This is a genomic window from Psychrobacter sp. CoH-33_TS_01 (genome assembly GCF_058189395.1).
The window spans coordinates 1-16,254 of the sequence record NZ_JBVGQI010000009.1 but is presented as its reverse complement, the minus strand read 5'-3'; the positions used below and the strand labels follow the sequence as shown (position 1 = coordinate 16,254).

Here is a 16,254-nt window from a genome sequence, read left to right as displayed (position 1 = left end):
TTCTGGATGTAGGTTGGGTGGATTTTACGATACCCAACGCTACTACTCTTAGAAAGTTTCGTAGGGTGCGCCATGCGCACCAGAAATTGCGAAAAGTAAATCGCTATCACAACTTTTAAAACACTGAAATATCTATTATAGGAATAAAAATTGCATTTTAATGGGCGTATTGAGCGCACCCTAATCTCACACCTTAAACCTAACAATAGTTTGCACTATATGATGCTAAATTGGTAAAATAAAGGTTTAGGCATAACGTCCTGAATTAACTCTATTTTTTATCTGATATTAAAGATAAATACTGTCAACTTACTGACGAGAAACCTTGATTAAATTTTAATTTATTGGGAGATGAGCAGTTTGAAAATTATAAAATTACTAGCACCGCTATTGATAAGCGGTCTTTTTGCGATGCAGAGTCACGCTACAACTGCAAACTATACAGAACAATGGACAGCTGCATCAGGAAAGGCTGGTATTTACTATAGTAGTGACTATGACGATATGCCTAAATATTTTATGGCTCATATTGCTCATGCAAAATCAGGAGAGCAAAGGTTATATTTTCTAGATCAATATATACAGGATAAAAATATCTGTAAATATGAAAGTATAATTCCTGAAGACATCACAATGATTTTCAATAACCAAGCTGTAAAAATGTCTCGATGGTGCAAGAAATTTGGTGACTCAGGAACCACATATTATTCTTACACACCTCAAACAGATAGAGGCAATACATATGTCATAAATCTTTTTAAAACAGCACTATTACCTATCAAAATTCAGTTAAACAATGAGATATTTATATTCCCTGTTACAGGTTTTACCAAAGCATGGAATAGCGGTGGTGGTAATGCGATATAGCTCTAACATTTGGGCAATTTAATGCCCTATTAGCGTATAGCTTTCAGTAAAAACGCAGGGTGACAACCTATGGATAAAAATTATCAATATCCGTAGGGTGCGCCCCGCGCACCATTTAAAATAAACTACTCCAAGCCACGCAAAAAATCCTCCGAAAAATCGACCACATCCGCTCCCCAATCTACAGGGTACGTGCCTTCCTTAACATGCCTATGAAAACTGGAATATCGCCAATCTCTGACCCTGCTCACTAACCCATGTTTAACCGGGTTGTAATGCAAATAGTTCATACACCTAAAAAAATCAGCCTCATCTCTTATTTGATGCTCAAAGAATCGACGCTGCCAAAGACCACGCTCGTTTCTTTTTACCTTTGAATAGTTTAAGTCCTCAATGGGCAATTGATATTGCGGGCAAGCCTGAGTGGTAAAACGCTTTATCTTTGACCAACGTCGGCTGTAATTAGCCTCATCGTTAGGCATTTGCCAGATACAGTGCAAATGATCAGGCAGCTGCACCCAAGCTAATATTTCGAAGGGCTCTTGCTGCTGTACTCGCTTTATACTGTGTTTAACAGCTTGTAGAAAATCCATCTCACAAAATATTTTGCGTCGGTCATGGGCGACCAAAGTAAAAAAATAAGTGGCGCCTTGCGTATAAGAGCGAATGTACTGCGACATTTTTGAGCCCTGTGAGAAAAGTTCAATTTTTATCATTGTTGGTGCGCTGGGCGCACCCTACGTTAGGTCTAATAGAAAAATAGCATAAATTAAAAGGTGAAGTGGCTACAGCCGACAGAAAATAATATATGCAAGGAAGTATGGCAATTGATCAATAGCACAAGTAGCGTGGATAAAACACACGGAAAAAATAAAGTCCATACCCTATTTGACACCCTTCTGCCCTCAAAACATCTAGCCCTTCACCCTCTGTAATCACATTGAAACCCTCAAACAACAAATCATTATATAAAAATATATAATATATGTTAGTATATTAATAAAGGTGGTATTTCATTACTATCTACTCGATTAAAAACAGACAATTAAAAATCTACCAAGGAGAATAACGTGGTTAAAACTACAGATTACGTCGGTACTTTATTTGACGATGCTAGCAATCCTAATAAAATTACCGTTGCCTACACTATGGCCGCTAAAGCTGCTGAAAAAGGTCATTCTGCTACCGTTATCTTAATGGTAGATGCCGTACATCTAGCCAAACCCGATGCCCTTAACGGTATGGATATCGGTGCACCATTCAAACCTGCTGTTGATATGCTAGAGGCGTTCATCAAGCATGGCGGCCAAGTCCTGGTCTGCGAAGCTTGTATGATTCATAACGGCATTGATAAATCTGAAATTGATCCGCGCTTTGGCCTGATTGGTGCCGATGATGTGATTGATTTAGTCATGAATGCTAAAGGGTCATTGCAACTGACCTAAGTCTTGACCAACTAACCTGAGCAGTATAGGGTCTCTCAACTTGGTAATACTTAGCGTTGAGGGGTCCTTATCTCTTTGTTTACCCTCTTAATTTGTCATCAAATTTCAGCCACTAAAAATTATTTTCAATTATTTGAATTAATTCGCGCAAAAGCTCTTGACAATAACCCTCAGCTTACCTAAAATACGCATCTCTTAGTGAGGGGCTATAGCTCAGTTGGTAGAGCACTTGCATGGCATGCAAGGGGTCAACGGTTCGACTCCGTTTAGCTCCACCATTACTATGCTGTTAATAGTTTATCACTAAGTATCGACATCAGTCCCTAGGCTAATCTCCACCCTGATGTTGATTGTTATGATAGTTGGTTTATACCAATGAAGCTTAACTACTCTTTGCGTCCCCATCGTCTAGAGGCCTAGGACACCGCCCTTTCACGGCGGTAACGGGGGTTCGAATCCCCCTGGGGACGCCACTATTCAGTGGCTGACACCACTACTAAAATCGCTCAATCTAACGGATTGGGCGATTTTTTTTGTCTAAAATTTATTCTCGCCTTTGCCACTCTCCTATCTTCTTTTTTCCTGCTGATTACTCTCTTGGCACTCCGTTTAGGCCTCTTTAAAACTTCTTTGGTGTTCTGAACTAGTTATTCTTTAGCAATCTGTGTCTATATGCAGTTTTTTCAATATTATATTATTATTTATTAAAATACTCTTTAGCAAAACATTACTCTATAATTTTCCACAAGTCGTTTCTACAGATTAGTTTACATAATTTACTTATTAATGAACAAAAGTAACCGAACTTATGTATAGCTTACATGGTTTATTAAAAACCTCATAGTCAACAAGACAGAGTTACTTAAAACCCTCACGACAGTTGCTTTGCGGCTCTATATAATCTCGCCCATCTTACGTAACTTAACAGCTGAGCGGTATCACTAGCATCTATTTTTAGCATATGATGCTAGTGGACTTACTTTTAAAATTATATTATATGAGTTGTTTTATTAAATTAACAATGCTTATTTCAGAGTGTTAATTACGCAATGAGTTAATAAACAACTATTTGCTTAACAGAGGAAAATATTATGATGCCTACTTATACTCCACAACGTCGCCCTTCTTGGCGCGGTGTTTTAGCGGGCTTACTTATGGGTTTAGTCGTTGTCATGGCCATGACGGCTCTTGCCCTAGTATTGAGCTCATTCTTACCGTTTGACCTTAAAGGCACTAGCATCGGTGCTGGTATTTATGCCGCTATTACGGCTTTAGTAAGTGCATTCGTTGCGGGTTATTTCGCTGTGAAAGCCTCTGCTCCAGAAGCACTATTTGGTGACGGCACCGCTATCGACCCTAAAGATGCGACCTTGACTGGTATGCTAACTGCTGCCGCTATAATTGCTTTGACAACTTATTTAGCCATCAGTGGTGCTACTAGCATCATGGGTACTGCTACTAAAGCGGTTGGTAGCACAGTGAGCACAGTAACTAGTGCAGCGGCTTCAACTGTTGGCGCTGGTGCTAGCGCAGTAGGTTCAGTAGTAGAAAACTCGGATATGAACATCCAGCAAGAAGCCAAAACTATGTATGACCGTGTCACTGGCGATATTAGCCGTGCCGACATCGAGAAGATGGTCGCTAAAAACACACAAAACCTAGATCAAGAGCAAGTCTCTGCAACTGCTGACGTTTTAGAAGAAGTATTGAACGAAAACAAAGCGGAAGTTAAAGAATTAGACTTTACTGATTTGGATACGTGGCGCAACATTGACGAGATCGCTAAACAACGTATCGCTAGCATGGAACAAACGCTAGCTGGTCCTGAGTTTATCACTCGTCTACAAGCCAATGGCCTAAGTGAGCCAGAAGCGCAGCAAGTACGTACTGAAGTTGTTGAGTCATTCAACGAATATAAAGCTGAAACTGAGCAAGCTATTGCTACTGCCCAGCAGAAAGCGGACCAAGGTATGCAGAAAGTGGACCAAGTATTAGACACTGCTGAAGATACCGCTCGTAAAGCGGCACTATACTCAGGCCTATTCTGGTTAATCAGTGCTCTACTTACTTTCCTAGCCAGTACTATGGGTGCTCGCAAAGCGGCTGCTAACTACCGCCTAGCTAAGCCTATCGTAACTTGGGGTGACAACGTTAAATAATTAGCTCATTAGAAAAGCAACTTTTCTAATCTAATTAACATACGCTAAGCACAAGCAAAAAACGCACTCAGAATATTGGGTGCGTTTTTTTATGCACGTTATATAGAGTCAATGAGGAAAAGTAATAATAAGCAATAGAACCAAATAACTTAGCTAGGTTCTTGCTAAGATTTCACGTAGGATAATTAGCATATTGCTAACCATAAACCTTACGAGTTATAAAAATAATGACTGTACCAAGTAATCTGGCGACCCCTACTAATACTGGCATAGCTACCTTAAGCGATATGACCATCATTATCCAAACTATCGAGCAAGTCTGTGCTGAGCAGCAAATTACCTGCTTACACGCTATCGAGAGTGGCAGCCGCGCTTGGGGCTTTGCATCACCGGATAGCGACTATGATGTGCGCTTGTTATATTGCCATGCGCCGGATTGGTATCTCAGTCTGTTTGAAGGTAAAGATACTTTTGAATTTATCCAAGAGGATTTGCTTACGGTTCCTTTTGATATTGGTGGTTGGGATATTAAAAAAGCTCTGCAACTCATTTATAAATCTAACGCTGTCATTTTTGAATGGCTGCACTCGCCTATCGTCTATCGGCAGCAGACCGAAGCGATGAAAACCCTCAAAAATATTAGTAGTGCTTATTTTCAGCCTATCGCTGTTCTGCATCATTATCGCGGTATGGCAAAGACGGCTAGTACTGGTCTAGAGCTAAACGCGCCCATTAAAATTAAAAAGCTGTTTTACTTATTGCGGGCTTTACTGGCGGCGAATTGGACTATGACTAAGCAGACACCGCCTCCCGTAGTCATGGCAGCAATGTTTGAGTTAATTAATTTAGAAGCACAAGCTGAGATAATTCAGTTAATTGACTTAAAAAGCCATTGCGCTGAAGGTCATAAGGTGTCCGTATCGCCTTTACTAATACAGACCATTAATGACTTATGGCAAAGCATTGACGCAGCGGAACTTACCCCGCTCGATACTCCGAATACCGACTCATTGAATGATTTTTTTAGGCAAGTAGTGCTGAGTCAATAACGCCTTAGTAGCTAAGGCGTCTTATTTGCAAACCAACGCTAATTTATTAATAACAAGCTTTATAGAAAGTGAGTAACCATGGCCACCCCGCTTACCATCGAGCAGTTAAAAGCTAACAATCTTATATTGCTAGAGTGTCTTTCGGGCAGCCGTGCTTATGGTCTGGATACGCCACAATCGGATACCGATATCAAAGGGGTGTTTTATATGCCCAAATCAAGTTTTTATGGGCTGCAAAACGAGTATGTGCCGCAAGTTAGTAATGCTAGCAACGATATCGTGTATTACGAACTGGGCCGCTATATCGAGCTGCTGCTACAGAATAATCCCAATATGATGGAGCTACTAGCAACGCCTGCGGATAAAGTCTTATATCGCCATCCGCTTATGGAGCTCTTTTTAGCCGAATGGTTCGTCAGTAAACTGTGTGAGAATACCTTTGCTGGTTTTGCCAGCAGTCAGATTAAAAAGGCGCGCGGGCTGAATAAGAAAATCGTCAACCCGATGGCTAAAGAAAAAAAGACCCTATTGGATTTCTGCTCGGTATTTGCGGACAACCATAGTATTCCCTTACTAGAATGGTTAGCGCAGCAGCCTTTTACCCAACGTCAAATCGGTCTGGTGGTCATGCCAAAAGCTACGCAAATGTATGCCATGTACGTGGATTATGACGGTTCACTTGGTTTTTCAGGGCTTATGCAAAAGCCAGAAGCTAGCCAACTGCGACTTAGCTCTATTCCTAAAGGCATGACCCCCGTAGGTTATTTATCCTTTAATGAGCAGGGCTTTAGCAAATACTGTAAGGATTATAAAGACTACTGGCAATGGGTAGACAATCGCAACGAAGACCGCTATCAGACTACGATATCGCACGGTAAGCAGTACGATGCGAAGAATATGATGCATACTATTCGCTTGCTCGAGATGGCGTTAGATATCGCTACTACGGGACAAGTTGTTGTTGAACGTCCCAATAGGGAGGAATTACTCGCTATAAAGTCGGGTAAGAGTGATTATGATGACTTATTAACGCAGGCTGAGCAGTTGACCCAGCAGATTACGGCTGCCTTTTCTAACAGTACTTTGCCGGAGACGCCGGATCATGAGGTGGCTTTAGCGATGTTAGTAACTGTACGTGAGCAGCTGTATGGAGCTATTTAAAGTCTAATATGGCTAAATGCGTCAATAGCTGAGTTTCAACGTAAAACGCTCAAGCAATAAAATCAATATAGCCCCAACGGCATAACAGCCTAAATCCTCCACACTAAAAGTATTGCCCAATACGATATAAGCCAAGCTGTCCGGCGCAAACCCAAGCCGTTCTGCAAGTTTAAAATACTGGGCAAACTCAATGGTAAATGCGACTATCGACGTAAATAGCACCACGAGTTTTTTGTTTAGCGCTGCCCCGCTCATTATGGCGCTGTATAGCAATGCAATGACCAATACATCACCGAGATAACTTCTTACCCAGCCACTCATGTATTTAGCTATTAATATTTCGATTAAAAAAATGGTTAGCGCTAAAAGAAAATAGCCAAGATGAAAACGAAATCTAGGCGTTTGCAAAGGGTTAGTTATTAGCATGGCTTACTCTATTATGAGGGTATAAATCTGCTATTAGCCTAGCAAAGTAATCACAACGCTATCATGAAGTGTTAAAGGATTCTCTGAGAATAACTGCGCTGTAATAAAACTCAAGCCGCACAATAATGGGCATAAAAAAACGCCCAGCCTAAGCCGAGCGTTCTTAAATTACGATTTTCTAAAATAGAGAGTATCGCAACTGAATTTACGCGGTCGCGGCAATATTCTCATTGGCGAGCTCACGCAGTACATAGTGCAATACGCCGCCATGACGCACATAGACGCGCTCTTTTGGCGTCTGCAGCATGACATTAACCTCAAACACTTCCTGGCTGCCATCAGCACGTGTGGCTGTCACAGTTGCAGTCTCACTTTCACCATCATTCAGACCAGTGATGCTAAGCACCTCTGAGCCATCTAGATTATGCGACTGAATGCTCTCGCCTTCTTTAAAGGTTAGCGGTAATACGCCCATGCCGACTAGGTTAGAGCGGTGAATACGTTCGAAAGATCCGGCAAGTACGGCTTTCACACCCAGTAGAATTGTGCCTTTAGCTGCCCAGTCACGGCTAGAGCCCGTACCATACTGCTCACCGCCTAACACAACCAAGGTGCGACCTTCTTCTTTATACTTCATCGCCGCATCGTAAATGGCCATCTTTTCACCATCGGCTAGCGTAGCACTATCACCCGATAGATAATAAGTGTAACCACCCTCGATACCATCCATCATCAAGTTTTTGATACGGATATTGGCAAAGGTACCACGAGTCATGACCGCATCGTTACCACGGCGTGAGCCATAGCTATTAAAGTCCGCTTCCAATACACCGCGCTCTTGCAAGTACTTACCTGCCGGTGAGCCCGCATCGATATTACCCGCTGGTGAGATATGATCCGTGGTGATAGAGTCACCAAATAGACCGAGAATACGCGCATTCTCAATATCTGGGATACCTTCGGGTTGCATAGTCATATCATCAAAGAACGGTGGGTTTTTGATATAAGTCGACGCTTCACTCCACGGATACAGCTGACTATCAGATGAGCTAATCGCATTCCACTCTTCACTACCGTCAAACACTTCACCGTAGTTTTTATGGAACATATCAGCATCGATATTATTGGCAATTAACTCATCAATCTGTGCGGTAGTCGGCCAGATATCTTTAAGATAAACATCGTTGCCGTCTTCGTCCTGACCCAGCGGATGGGTGGTCAAATCGATATCGACCGTTCCTGCCAGCGCATAAGCCACGACTAGGGGTGGTGAGGCTAAATAGTTGGTCTTCACATGCGGGTGAATCCGACCTTCAAAGTTACGGTTACCGGATAGCACTGACGCGACAACTAAGTCTTTTTCCACAATACCTTTTTCGATCACTTCAGGCAAAGGACCTGAGTTACCGATACAGGTAGTACAGCCATAACCGACTAAGTAGAAACCTACCTTTTCTAGCTCATCCATCAACTGGGTCTTTTCTAGATAATCCGTGACGACTTTTGAGCCTGGGGCTAGCGAGGTTTTTACCCAAGGCTTGGCTTTCAGGCCTTTGGCAGCAGCGTTCTTAGCGACCAGGCCAGCACCAATCATTACCGCCGGGTTTGAGGTATTGGTACAAGAGGTAATCGCGGCAATCACTACTGAACCATCGCGTAGCTTATGCTCTTTATCGCTAATGCAGACGGTAGAATAAACGCCTTCTTGTTTCGCCACCTCATCTTCGGTATCAACTTCAACCTTGGGTTCAGCAGCCAACTCTTTAGCCTGTTCTTGCTCACCACCTTCTTGATCAAAGCGGACTTTGCCTACGATTTCTGCTTTGCGATCTTGCGTCATCTCGGTCAAGGTCGAGCTAAAGCTCTTATGCATGTCGGTGAGCGCAATGCGCTGATGCGGTAGCTTTGGCCCGGCCAATGAGGGCACTACGGTAGTTAAATCTAAGGTTAAGTTGCTTGAATAGATAGCATTTGGGGTATCCGCATCGTGCCAGAGCCCTTGCGCCTTCGCATACATTTCGACCAACTCGATTTGCTCTTCAGAACGGCCAGAAAGACGTAAGTATTCAATAGCCACTTGGTCAATCGGGAAGATACCGCAAGTAGCGCCGTATTCGGGCGCCATATTGGCAATGGTAGCGCGGTCTGCTAATGGCATTTGGTGTAAGCCTTCACCATAGAATTCAACAAATTTACCGACCACGCCATGCGCTCTTAGCATCTGCACGACCCGTAACACTAAATCGGTCGCCGTCACCCCTTCCATCAATTTACCGGTCAGCTCAAAGCCCACCACTTGTGGAATCAGCATAGACGAGGCCTGACCTAGCATCGCAGCTTCCGCCTCAATACCACCAACGCCCCACCCTAGGACGCCAATACCATTAATCATCGTGGTATGACTGTCCGTACCAAATACCGTATCCGGATAGGCAACCAATTCACCGTCTTGCTCAGCGGCCATGACTACACGCGCTAAATACTCTAGGTTGACCTGATGCACGATACCCGTGGCTGGTGGCACGACCACGAAATTATTAAAGGCTTGCTTGCCCCAATGCAGAAATTCATAACGCTCATTATTGCGCTCAAATTCAATCTTTTTATTGAGGTCTAAAGCATCTTCGCGGCCATAGACATCGACTTGGACTGAGTGATCAACGACCAACTCACTAGGAATAAACGGGTTAATTTGCTCCGCATTACCACCTAATTTGACTATAGCATCGCGCATAGCGGCTAAATCGACGACTGAGGGTACACCTGTGAAATCCTGCAGGACCACACGCGCTGGCATAAAGGCAATCTCTTGGCTCGGCTCAGCAGCGGCATCCCAATTGGCGACCGCATCGATATGTTTTTTACCAACAGACTGGCCATCGTCTTCATTACGCAATAGGTTTTCTAATACCACCTTCATACAGAAAGGCAGTCGGTTAATATTCTCGTGAACTTGGGCAAGTTTAGGTAGGCTGTAATAAGCATGCGGCTTACCAGCAACGTTTAGGGTATCTTTTACGTTGAAAATATCGGTCATTTGGGCTTCCTTATCTTTATTATTGAAGAGAGTTATAAGGTGGCTTGATGGTAGCGGGTCGGCTATAAAACGATGGGCTGTCGCTAAGCTAATAAGTAAACCAGCTAGGCTGTTAAAACCCAAACTGCTAACGGTGTAGAAGAAAATAGCAGATATGAGCAAAATCGTTCAGTGACTCACTAAGTGATTAGCGACTATAGGAATGGACTCAAGGTCATTGTTGAAAGGAGGACTGTATAGCTTAGTCTCTTAATCGGACTTAGGCACTCAATTAGAGCGTCTAATAAGCCTAAAACTAAGCATGGAGCATGGGATGAATCCATTCATCGGGTAAGTTAAAATATCGCTAAAGTCATCAACAGACCAGCCCATAAATCAGCGGCCAATCTGAGGTAGATTTTCTAAATATTATTTTATTTAGGTATCTTCTTACCATAGCAGATAACCGCTATCTTGTTAATGACAGATAAGAGGGAATGGGTTGCGGAATCGTAACATGGTCACTAGTCTCAAAGCTCTCATCTCAATATTTTCTTAGCAGAAAACTAGATTTATATAGTCAGCCTACCCTGCTATTTATTAGGGATGCTCTATAGGATTATTTTTTAGAGCTGCGACGGCCGCTACGAAACACAAAAGTATCTTCGTAAAAGCTTGGGTTAGCATTTTCTGGCCAGTAATGCGGCACCCCTAAGATAGGCAATGGCGAGAATACCCGTGGCGTGACCCCTTCATCCCGCAGAATTTCTGCTAATTTAACGGCTAATATCTGATCTAATTGCGCCATCCGGTGTGGCACGGACAAGCTAAAAAATTCTGGGTTAACCGTCAAAATAAGCGTATGCGCGCATAAAGGCTTACGCGGTTCAATTAATTGCTCCAATAGAGCATGGCCAAAGATATAGACAGCCGCTTTAGCATTTGCATTAGGTTGCATAGGGTGGTCCCACAATGCTCGCGGCTGCACCAAACCATTCTGCCAATCAAAATTCGCTAGCGCTTCCCCAATAGAAGAATCTGTCGCGACTAAAATAGCGCCGTTTTCATCAAACACCGTGATGGTATCGCGAACTCGACCGCGACTGCCTGAAATACCTGCCTCATCGATAGCTTGCGCTTGGTAGCGATTGAGCAACGCTTTACTCTGCGGGAAAGTCAGCCAAATACTGCCATTGAATAAATCGTGTAGATTTTCCCGTGTGGGCACTCCACCTGTCGTTGCGATAAAGGTCTCGTAGGCCATACCTTCCGGTAAATCATCTTGTGCAACAAACTTTAAGGTCTGCCCGCGCCCTGAGGTTAAGGCCGAGTTATCAGTGGCAGCGCTTGACTCATCATTAGCCATTAACGCTTTAGTTTTTGCTTGAGTTAACCCCTGATTTAGATAAGCGGCTACGCTCGCGAGGACAGACGATTGAGCCATTGCTTCAGGAGCGTTCACCATACAGGGCTGGTAGGTCAAATGCTGTAGCCAAGGCGCTTGCCAATCGACTTGCTGTATAGGTGAGAGGGGGCTTAAGGGGGTAGTATTAGCAGTAGGTATAGATAAATCAGTCATAGCCATCAAGTATAAATAGGAAGTTATATAGAATAAGAGGAACAGGGAAATAAAGTCTCTGCAATAAGTAAAGTGAATCATGGCCAGCAGCAGCAAGTCAACGTTATCCCAACCTTGAACTAGGGCATATCATGCTAAGACGCTGCCACCGCTGAACTCATGGTATTATAAGGCGTTTTTTATTCTGACGACCCAATAACGGCACACGCTATGGCAAATTTTAAAACGCATCTGAATGGGGCTTTCGCGGTCAGCGGAGTCTTAGGTATCGTCGGCTATAAAGCGGGCTTACTTGGCGGCCATGAGTTTCTAATTTGTATCGCCCTCGGTACTATTGGTGGTTTACTGCCCGACATCGACTCAGACAACTCTACCCCGATTAGGCTAGGCTTTGATTTTGCCTCTTTATTCTTCGCCTTTAGCCTCGTCATGCACTGGCGCAGTGAGCTGTCCTTGTTATCGCTAATGGCGCTTTGGCTGGCAGGCTACGGCTTGATGCGCTATGGGATATTCCATGTCTTTACCAAAATCACGGTACACCGCGGCATCATCCATTCGGTCCCTTATATGGGGGTACTGGCGCTAGGGTTGGTCATGCTCAATTATTACTTACTCGACACCACCGCTATGACCAGTTGGTTTTATGGGTTATTTTTGTTTATCGGCTCCATGGTGCATTTAGGTTTGGACGAGGCTTACAGCGTAGACCTGTTAAATAGTCGGCTCAAACGCTCTTCAGGCACTGCAATGAAGCTCTATAGCGACAGTGGCCGTTACTGGTATATTGGCCTGTATGCCTTACTGGCGGTAGGTATTGTATTTGCGCCCCCCTTCACCGAGTTTTGGTCCACAGTAACCGACCCTATTACTTGGATGATTCTTAAAGATGGCTTATTGCCTAGAGAGCTGTTTAGTAGCCTGACTTCGACCATAAAATAAGTGCACACTTACTCGTTGAATACTGATGTTTACCAGCCTGAGTTGATTATTTATGACCATCACTACTGACGCTATCTGTCCTTGCCAAATCAATCCCAACTCTCGTCAGGTTATGGACTCGCCTCTACCGTATGCGCAGTGCTGCGAACCATTACACAAGGGCGAACGCAGTGCAGATACGGCCGAAATACTGATGCGCTCACGTTATGCTGCGTTTGTTTTAGTACTGCCGGATTATATCGTTGCGACTACTCTACCCGCTCAGCAAGCCTTACTGGATAAAGCTGCTATCGAAGACTGGGCGATCGCTACCGATTGGGCAGGCCTAGAAATTGTGCAGCACCTAGCAAAATTAGGCAAACGCCATGCTCAGGTAGAATTTAAAGCGTATTTCAACTCAGATGCGGGCTTGCAAGCGCACCATGAGCTGTCTACTTTTGTAAAAACTACAGAACAAGCGGGTAAGAATACTCCGATTAAATGGTATTTTCTCGACCCGACTGTCGCTATGAATGTGACGCAAAAACAGCCATGTCTTTGCGGGTCGGGTGAGAAGTTTAAACGGTGTTGTGGGGAGTATGTTTAGACCCGTATTTGAGCCAACATTATGCCGCCCTAAACACTAGCCCCAACCGCCTTAGCAATAGCTTTGCCTTCCTCAATAGTCAGATACTTACGCTGACTCGGGCGATCTTGATGCACCAATTCACCATCTTTAAATATGGCACACTCATTGACCGCTAGCTGCTGCCAATTTTCATTTTTGGTCAAGGGTATAGTGACTAAAATGGTCACTCTATCTTTATCCGTGGTGACATCACTAAAGTTAATCGCTAAATCATCATCGGCTAGGCGTGCTTCACCAAATGGGGCCTTGCGCGTGAGATAAAACAGCAAACTGCCGGCATACGCTAATTGCCAATTGCCATTGGATAACAAGCAATTAAATAGCCCATTGGCCGCTAGATAACGGCACTGCGCTGTTAAAAAGGCAAATAGAGCCGCATCATCGGGACGCTGTTTAAAGGTCGATTTCAAGCGGTTAATGAGATAGCAAAAAGCCATCTCAGAGTCCGTATTACCCACGGGTTGGCAATATTCCGCATTACCATTTTTTTTCAGACGCTCACAACGGCGGACAAAAGCCTCATTCATCTGACCATTATGAGCAAATACCCACTGCTCGCCCCAGACTTCGCGGACGAAGGGATGAGTATTGGCCAAGCAGTTTTGCCCTTGGGTAGCCTTGCGAATATGCGAAATCACATTGATAGCTTTAATCGGATAATTATGCACCAAGTCCGCTACAGGCGATAAATGACTGGGCTTATTATCATGAAATAAGCGCAATCCAGTCGCCGCTCGTTGCGCAACCGTAGCCCCATCAACGCCGCTGTCATTAAGACCATTATTATTCGAACTATTACCAAAGCTCGGGCTATTAAAACTAGAGTTATTAAAGCTGCTATTAGCCTCAGAATCATTACTATCGCAAGGCTCGCACTCACTACGCTCAAAGAAGGCAATGCCAAAGCCATCTTCGTGATGGTCCGTCATACCACCGCGCTGGCGAAACCCAGCAAAACTAAAGCTAATATCGGTTGGGGTGTTGGCATTCATACCGAGTAATTGACACATTTATTCGTTTCCATCCTGTCCGTTATCGTCTGACGCATCGGCATCATCGCTGACTTCTATACTGTCTAAAATGCGCTGCGCCTGTGCCAATTCGTCCTCTTGTACCCATAATACTGCCCCCGAGTTCATCCCTGGGATGCCGCTTAGCGACTGCAGCGATACCGTTAGGCCATTATTACGCAGCAGACCCGCATGCAGCTCACCTTGGATATTGGTGTCGTAGCGGGCCAGCTTGTGCCAGTTGTCAATTTGATTCGTCATTATGGCTTCCTTGGGATAAACCCTGTATTTGCGCAATTAAAATGAATAGGGCAAGTGGTGACTATTAACCCCCAAAGCCGGTTTGCCAATTGATTTGACCGAGGGGGTACGCATCGATATGAAAGCCGTCTGGATAGTCTTTAAAGCCCGGTTGCGATTTTAATTGCTCAATCGCTGCTTGTGCTTGCGACTCAGTGGCAAAGACACCAATTAATTTCATGTCCTTATTATAAGTGTCGCTATCCGTATCTTTACGACTGACATGTTCTAAGACAAAAACGGTCGATTTAAGACCCCGTAACTTCTCTACTCTACCCCAATGATACGCGGCCAGACGTTTCATTAAGTCCGGGTTTTTGACCATGATATTATCGCCAGTACGGCCTTGCTCACGGTTGTAGTAAATCACGTTTAGGCGCAATAACCAGAAAGTTACGGCGGCCATTGACAGCATAACCGGCAATGCGTGTTGCTCCGCTTCGGTTAAGGGGCGCTCGCTGTTATAACCCTCTAAGAAAGCCTGCATCTTCGCTGTATCAAAGTTAACGGTCTCACCATCTTCAGCATCGCCCCAAGTGGTACAGAAGTCATTAATAGTAATGGCAATATCCATCACATAATGTTCAGCACTCACTTCGGTAAAGTCGAGCAAACCGGTCAAGGTCTCCCGCCCGCCCGCCAAATCCCACAAGGTATTGTCCGCAAACATATCTAGATGGCATAACCCTTGTGGCAAGCTATTAAGAGGCAGCTCATCATAGCCTTGCCAAATATCACGCATCAGCTTGGCTTCGTCACCGGGCATAAATTGGATTTCACGGTCGCGCACTTGGTCCCACGGATACAGGGGCACCCCATAATCTTCGGCAGGGGTTAAACTTTGCAGACTGTTGTGTAATACCGCTAAAGCCTGCCCCATAGTGCGACACATACTCGCGGTAGTTTTAGCAGGATGTGTGCCCGCTAAGCAAGGCACTAAAGTGATGGCTTTGCCTTCAAAATGAATGAGATATTCAGCAGAGCCGTCTTGATTTGCCTCGGTAGCGCTTGATTTGATAGCTAAGGGAGCAGCGACCGGCAGCTTACCGCTGAGCTTATTTAAGATCGTCGCCATCTTCGCAATATCTTCAGGTGGGCGCTCTTCAAATAAGGTAAACACGTACGAGTAGCTATTCTCTACACCGCTTAGGGCATCTTCCGTGGTCTGAATAAACCAGTTTGAGTTTTTAATACCTTGGGTAATCGGGATAGCTTTGGCAAAATTGACGCCAAACGCTTGACAAAATTCAGTGAACTGGTCTTGGCTCAGATGGGTATACACGGACATAGCGGCTCTCTTAGGTAACGGGCTTAATGTAGTAGTCCTATGATTTATTAGAACTATAATTGCTTAAAACTTTAATTTACTAAAATAAGGTTATTTAGCCATTATACCGAAAAGCGCTGCTGTGACATCTAACGAGTTGGCATGAGGGTAGTTTTTCTGGGGATATGGAGGGTTGAATAAGAACTACAGGTTATTTGAGAAGTATTGTGAGGTGAATTAATACCAGCTATTTATTGGTGCGCGGGGCACACCATACACCTGCCATTGAATGAAATTTAAATAAAATTGGTGGGTTACGCTGCGCTAACCACACCCTTGTATCTTGATTGATGATAAATCTCATGAGTTATTGGTACAATTTATCATCGAATCACGAGCATTGTGAGC

The 16,254-nt window shown here is 44.1% G+C and carries 14 protein-coding genes and 2 tRNA genes; 9 read left to right on the top strand and 7 right to left on the bottom strand.

Features of this window, described 5'->3' with window-relative positions; all coding sequences use genetic code 11:
* The first annotated feature begins 360 nt into the window (after positions 1-360).
* Positions 361-867, top strand: coding sequence for a hypothetical protein (locus tag ACZ2XM_RS12620; protein WP_490589196.1), 507 nt, complete (start codon positions 361-363; stop codon positions 865-867).
* Between the two features lie 125 nt (positions 868-992).
* Here the strand turns inward: ACZ2XM_RS12620 and ACZ2XM_RS12615 are convergent, their stop codons facing one another.
* A complete protein-coding gene (locus tag ACZ2XM_RS12615; protein ID WP_490589197.1) occupies positions 993-1,547 on the bottom strand; it encodes an REP-associated tyrosine transposase in 555 nt (184 codons plus the stop codon).
* A gap of 390 nt (positions 1,548-1,937) precedes the next feature.
* Here ACZ2XM_RS12615 and ACZ2XM_RS12610 point away from each other — a divergent pair, with 390 nt between their 5' ends.
* From ACZ2XM_RS12610 to ACZ2XM_RS12585, 6 genes are all read left to right on the top strand, one after another.
* Positions 1,938-2,312 carry a DsrE family protein gene (locus ACZ2XM_RS12610; RefSeq protein WP_490589198.1) on the top strand — a complete coding sequence of 125 codons (375 nt, stop codon included), beginning with the start codon at positions 1,938-1,940 and terminating at the stop codon, positions 2,310-2,312.
* 202 nt (positions 2,313-2,514) lie between these two features.
* A tRNA-Ala gene (locus ACZ2XM_RS12605) sits at positions 2,515-2,590 on the top strand.
* 119 nt (positions 2,591-2,709) lie between these two features.
* Positions 2,710-2,785 (top strand) — tRNA-Glu (locus tag ACZ2XM_RS12600).
* A gap of 618 nt (positions 2,786-3,403) precedes the next feature.
* A complete protein-coding gene (locus ACZ2XM_RS12595; RefSeq protein WP_490589199.1) occupies positions 3,404-4,471 on the top strand; it encodes an MFS transporter in 1,068 nt (355 codons plus the stop codon).
* Positions 4,472-4,698: 227 nt separating this feature from the next.
* Positions 4,699-5,520 carry a nucleotidyltransferase domain-containing protein gene (locus tag ACZ2XM_RS12590; protein WP_490589200.1) on the top strand — a complete coding sequence of 274 codons (822 nt, stop codon included), beginning with the start codon at positions 4,699-4,701 and terminating at the stop codon, positions 5,518-5,520.
* 78 nt (positions 5,521-5,598) lie between these two features.
* Positions 5,599-6,681 (top strand): DNA polymerase beta superfamily protein, encoded by a 1,083-nt coding sequence (locus tag ACZ2XM_RS12585; RefSeq protein WP_490589201.1) that lies wholly within the window; start codon positions 5,599-5,601, stop codon positions 6,679-6,681.
* Between the two features lie 21 nt (positions 6,682-6,702).
* On the opposite strand, the gene ACZ2XM_RS12580 is transcribed toward ACZ2XM_RS12585, so the two are convergent.
* The 3 genes from ACZ2XM_RS12580 to ACZ2XM_RS12570 form a co-directional block, all read right to left on the bottom strand.
* The gene (locus ACZ2XM_RS12580) at positions 6,703-7,107 is read right to left on the bottom strand and encodes a ribosomal maturation YjgA family protein (RefSeq protein WP_490589202.1); all 405 of its coding nucleotides are present in this window, start codon (positions 7,105-7,107) and stop codon (positions 6,703-6,705) included.
* A gap of 205 nt (positions 7,108-7,312) precedes the next feature.
* Positions 7,313-10,144 carry an aconitate hydratase AcnA gene (gene acnA / locus ACZ2XM_RS12575; protein ID WP_490589203.1) on the bottom strand — a complete coding sequence of 944 codons (2,832 nt, stop codon included), beginning with the start codon at positions 10,142-10,144 and terminating at the stop codon, positions 7,313-7,315.
* Between the two features lie 598 nt (positions 10,145-10,742).
* Positions 10,743-11,702, bottom strand: coding sequence for a DUF3025 domain-containing protein (locus tag ACZ2XM_RS12570; protein WP_490589204.1), 960 nt, complete (start codon positions 11,700-11,702; stop codon positions 10,743-10,745).
* A gap of 210 nt (positions 11,703-11,912) precedes the next feature.
* Between ACZ2XM_RS12570 and ACZ2XM_RS12565 the strand changes: the two genes are divergently transcribed.
* Together ACZ2XM_RS12565 and ACZ2XM_RS12560 are read left to right on the top strand one after the other, a co-directional pair.
* Positions 11,913-12,641 (top strand): metal-dependent hydrolase, encoded by a 729-nt coding sequence (locus ACZ2XM_RS12565; RefSeq protein ID WP_490589205.1) that lies wholly within the window; start codon positions 11,913-11,915, stop codon positions 12,639-12,641.
* A gap of 52 nt (positions 12,642-12,693) precedes the next feature.
* The gene (locus ACZ2XM_RS12560) at positions 12,694-13,227 is read left to right on the top strand and encodes a YchJ family protein (RefSeq protein ID WP_490589206.1); all 534 of its coding nucleotides are present in this window, start codon (positions 12,694-12,696) and stop codon (positions 13,225-13,227) included.
* 29 nt (positions 13,228-13,256) lie between these two features.
* Here ACZ2XM_RS12560 and ACZ2XM_RS12555 read toward each other — a convergent pair whose 3' ends face one another.
* The 3 genes from ACZ2XM_RS12555 to ACZ2XM_RS12545 form a co-directional block, all read right to left on the bottom strand.
* A complete protein-coding gene (locus ACZ2XM_RS12555) occupies positions 13,257-14,279 on the bottom strand; it encodes a class II glutamine amidotransferase (protein WP_490589207.1) in 1,023 nt (340 codons plus the stop codon).
* Positions 14,280-14,540 carry a hypothetical protein gene (locus ACZ2XM_RS12550; RefSeq protein ID WP_490589208.1) on the bottom strand — a complete coding sequence of 87 codons (261 nt, stop codon included), beginning with the start codon at positions 14,538-14,540 and terminating at the stop codon, positions 14,280-14,282.
* Between the two features lie 64 nt (positions 14,541-14,604).
* A complete protein-coding gene (locus ACZ2XM_RS12545) occupies positions 14,605-15,867 on the bottom strand; it encodes a homoserine kinase (protein WP_490589209.1) in 1,263 nt (420 codons plus the stop codon).
* Between the last annotated feature and the right edge of the window lie 387 nt (positions 15,868-16,254).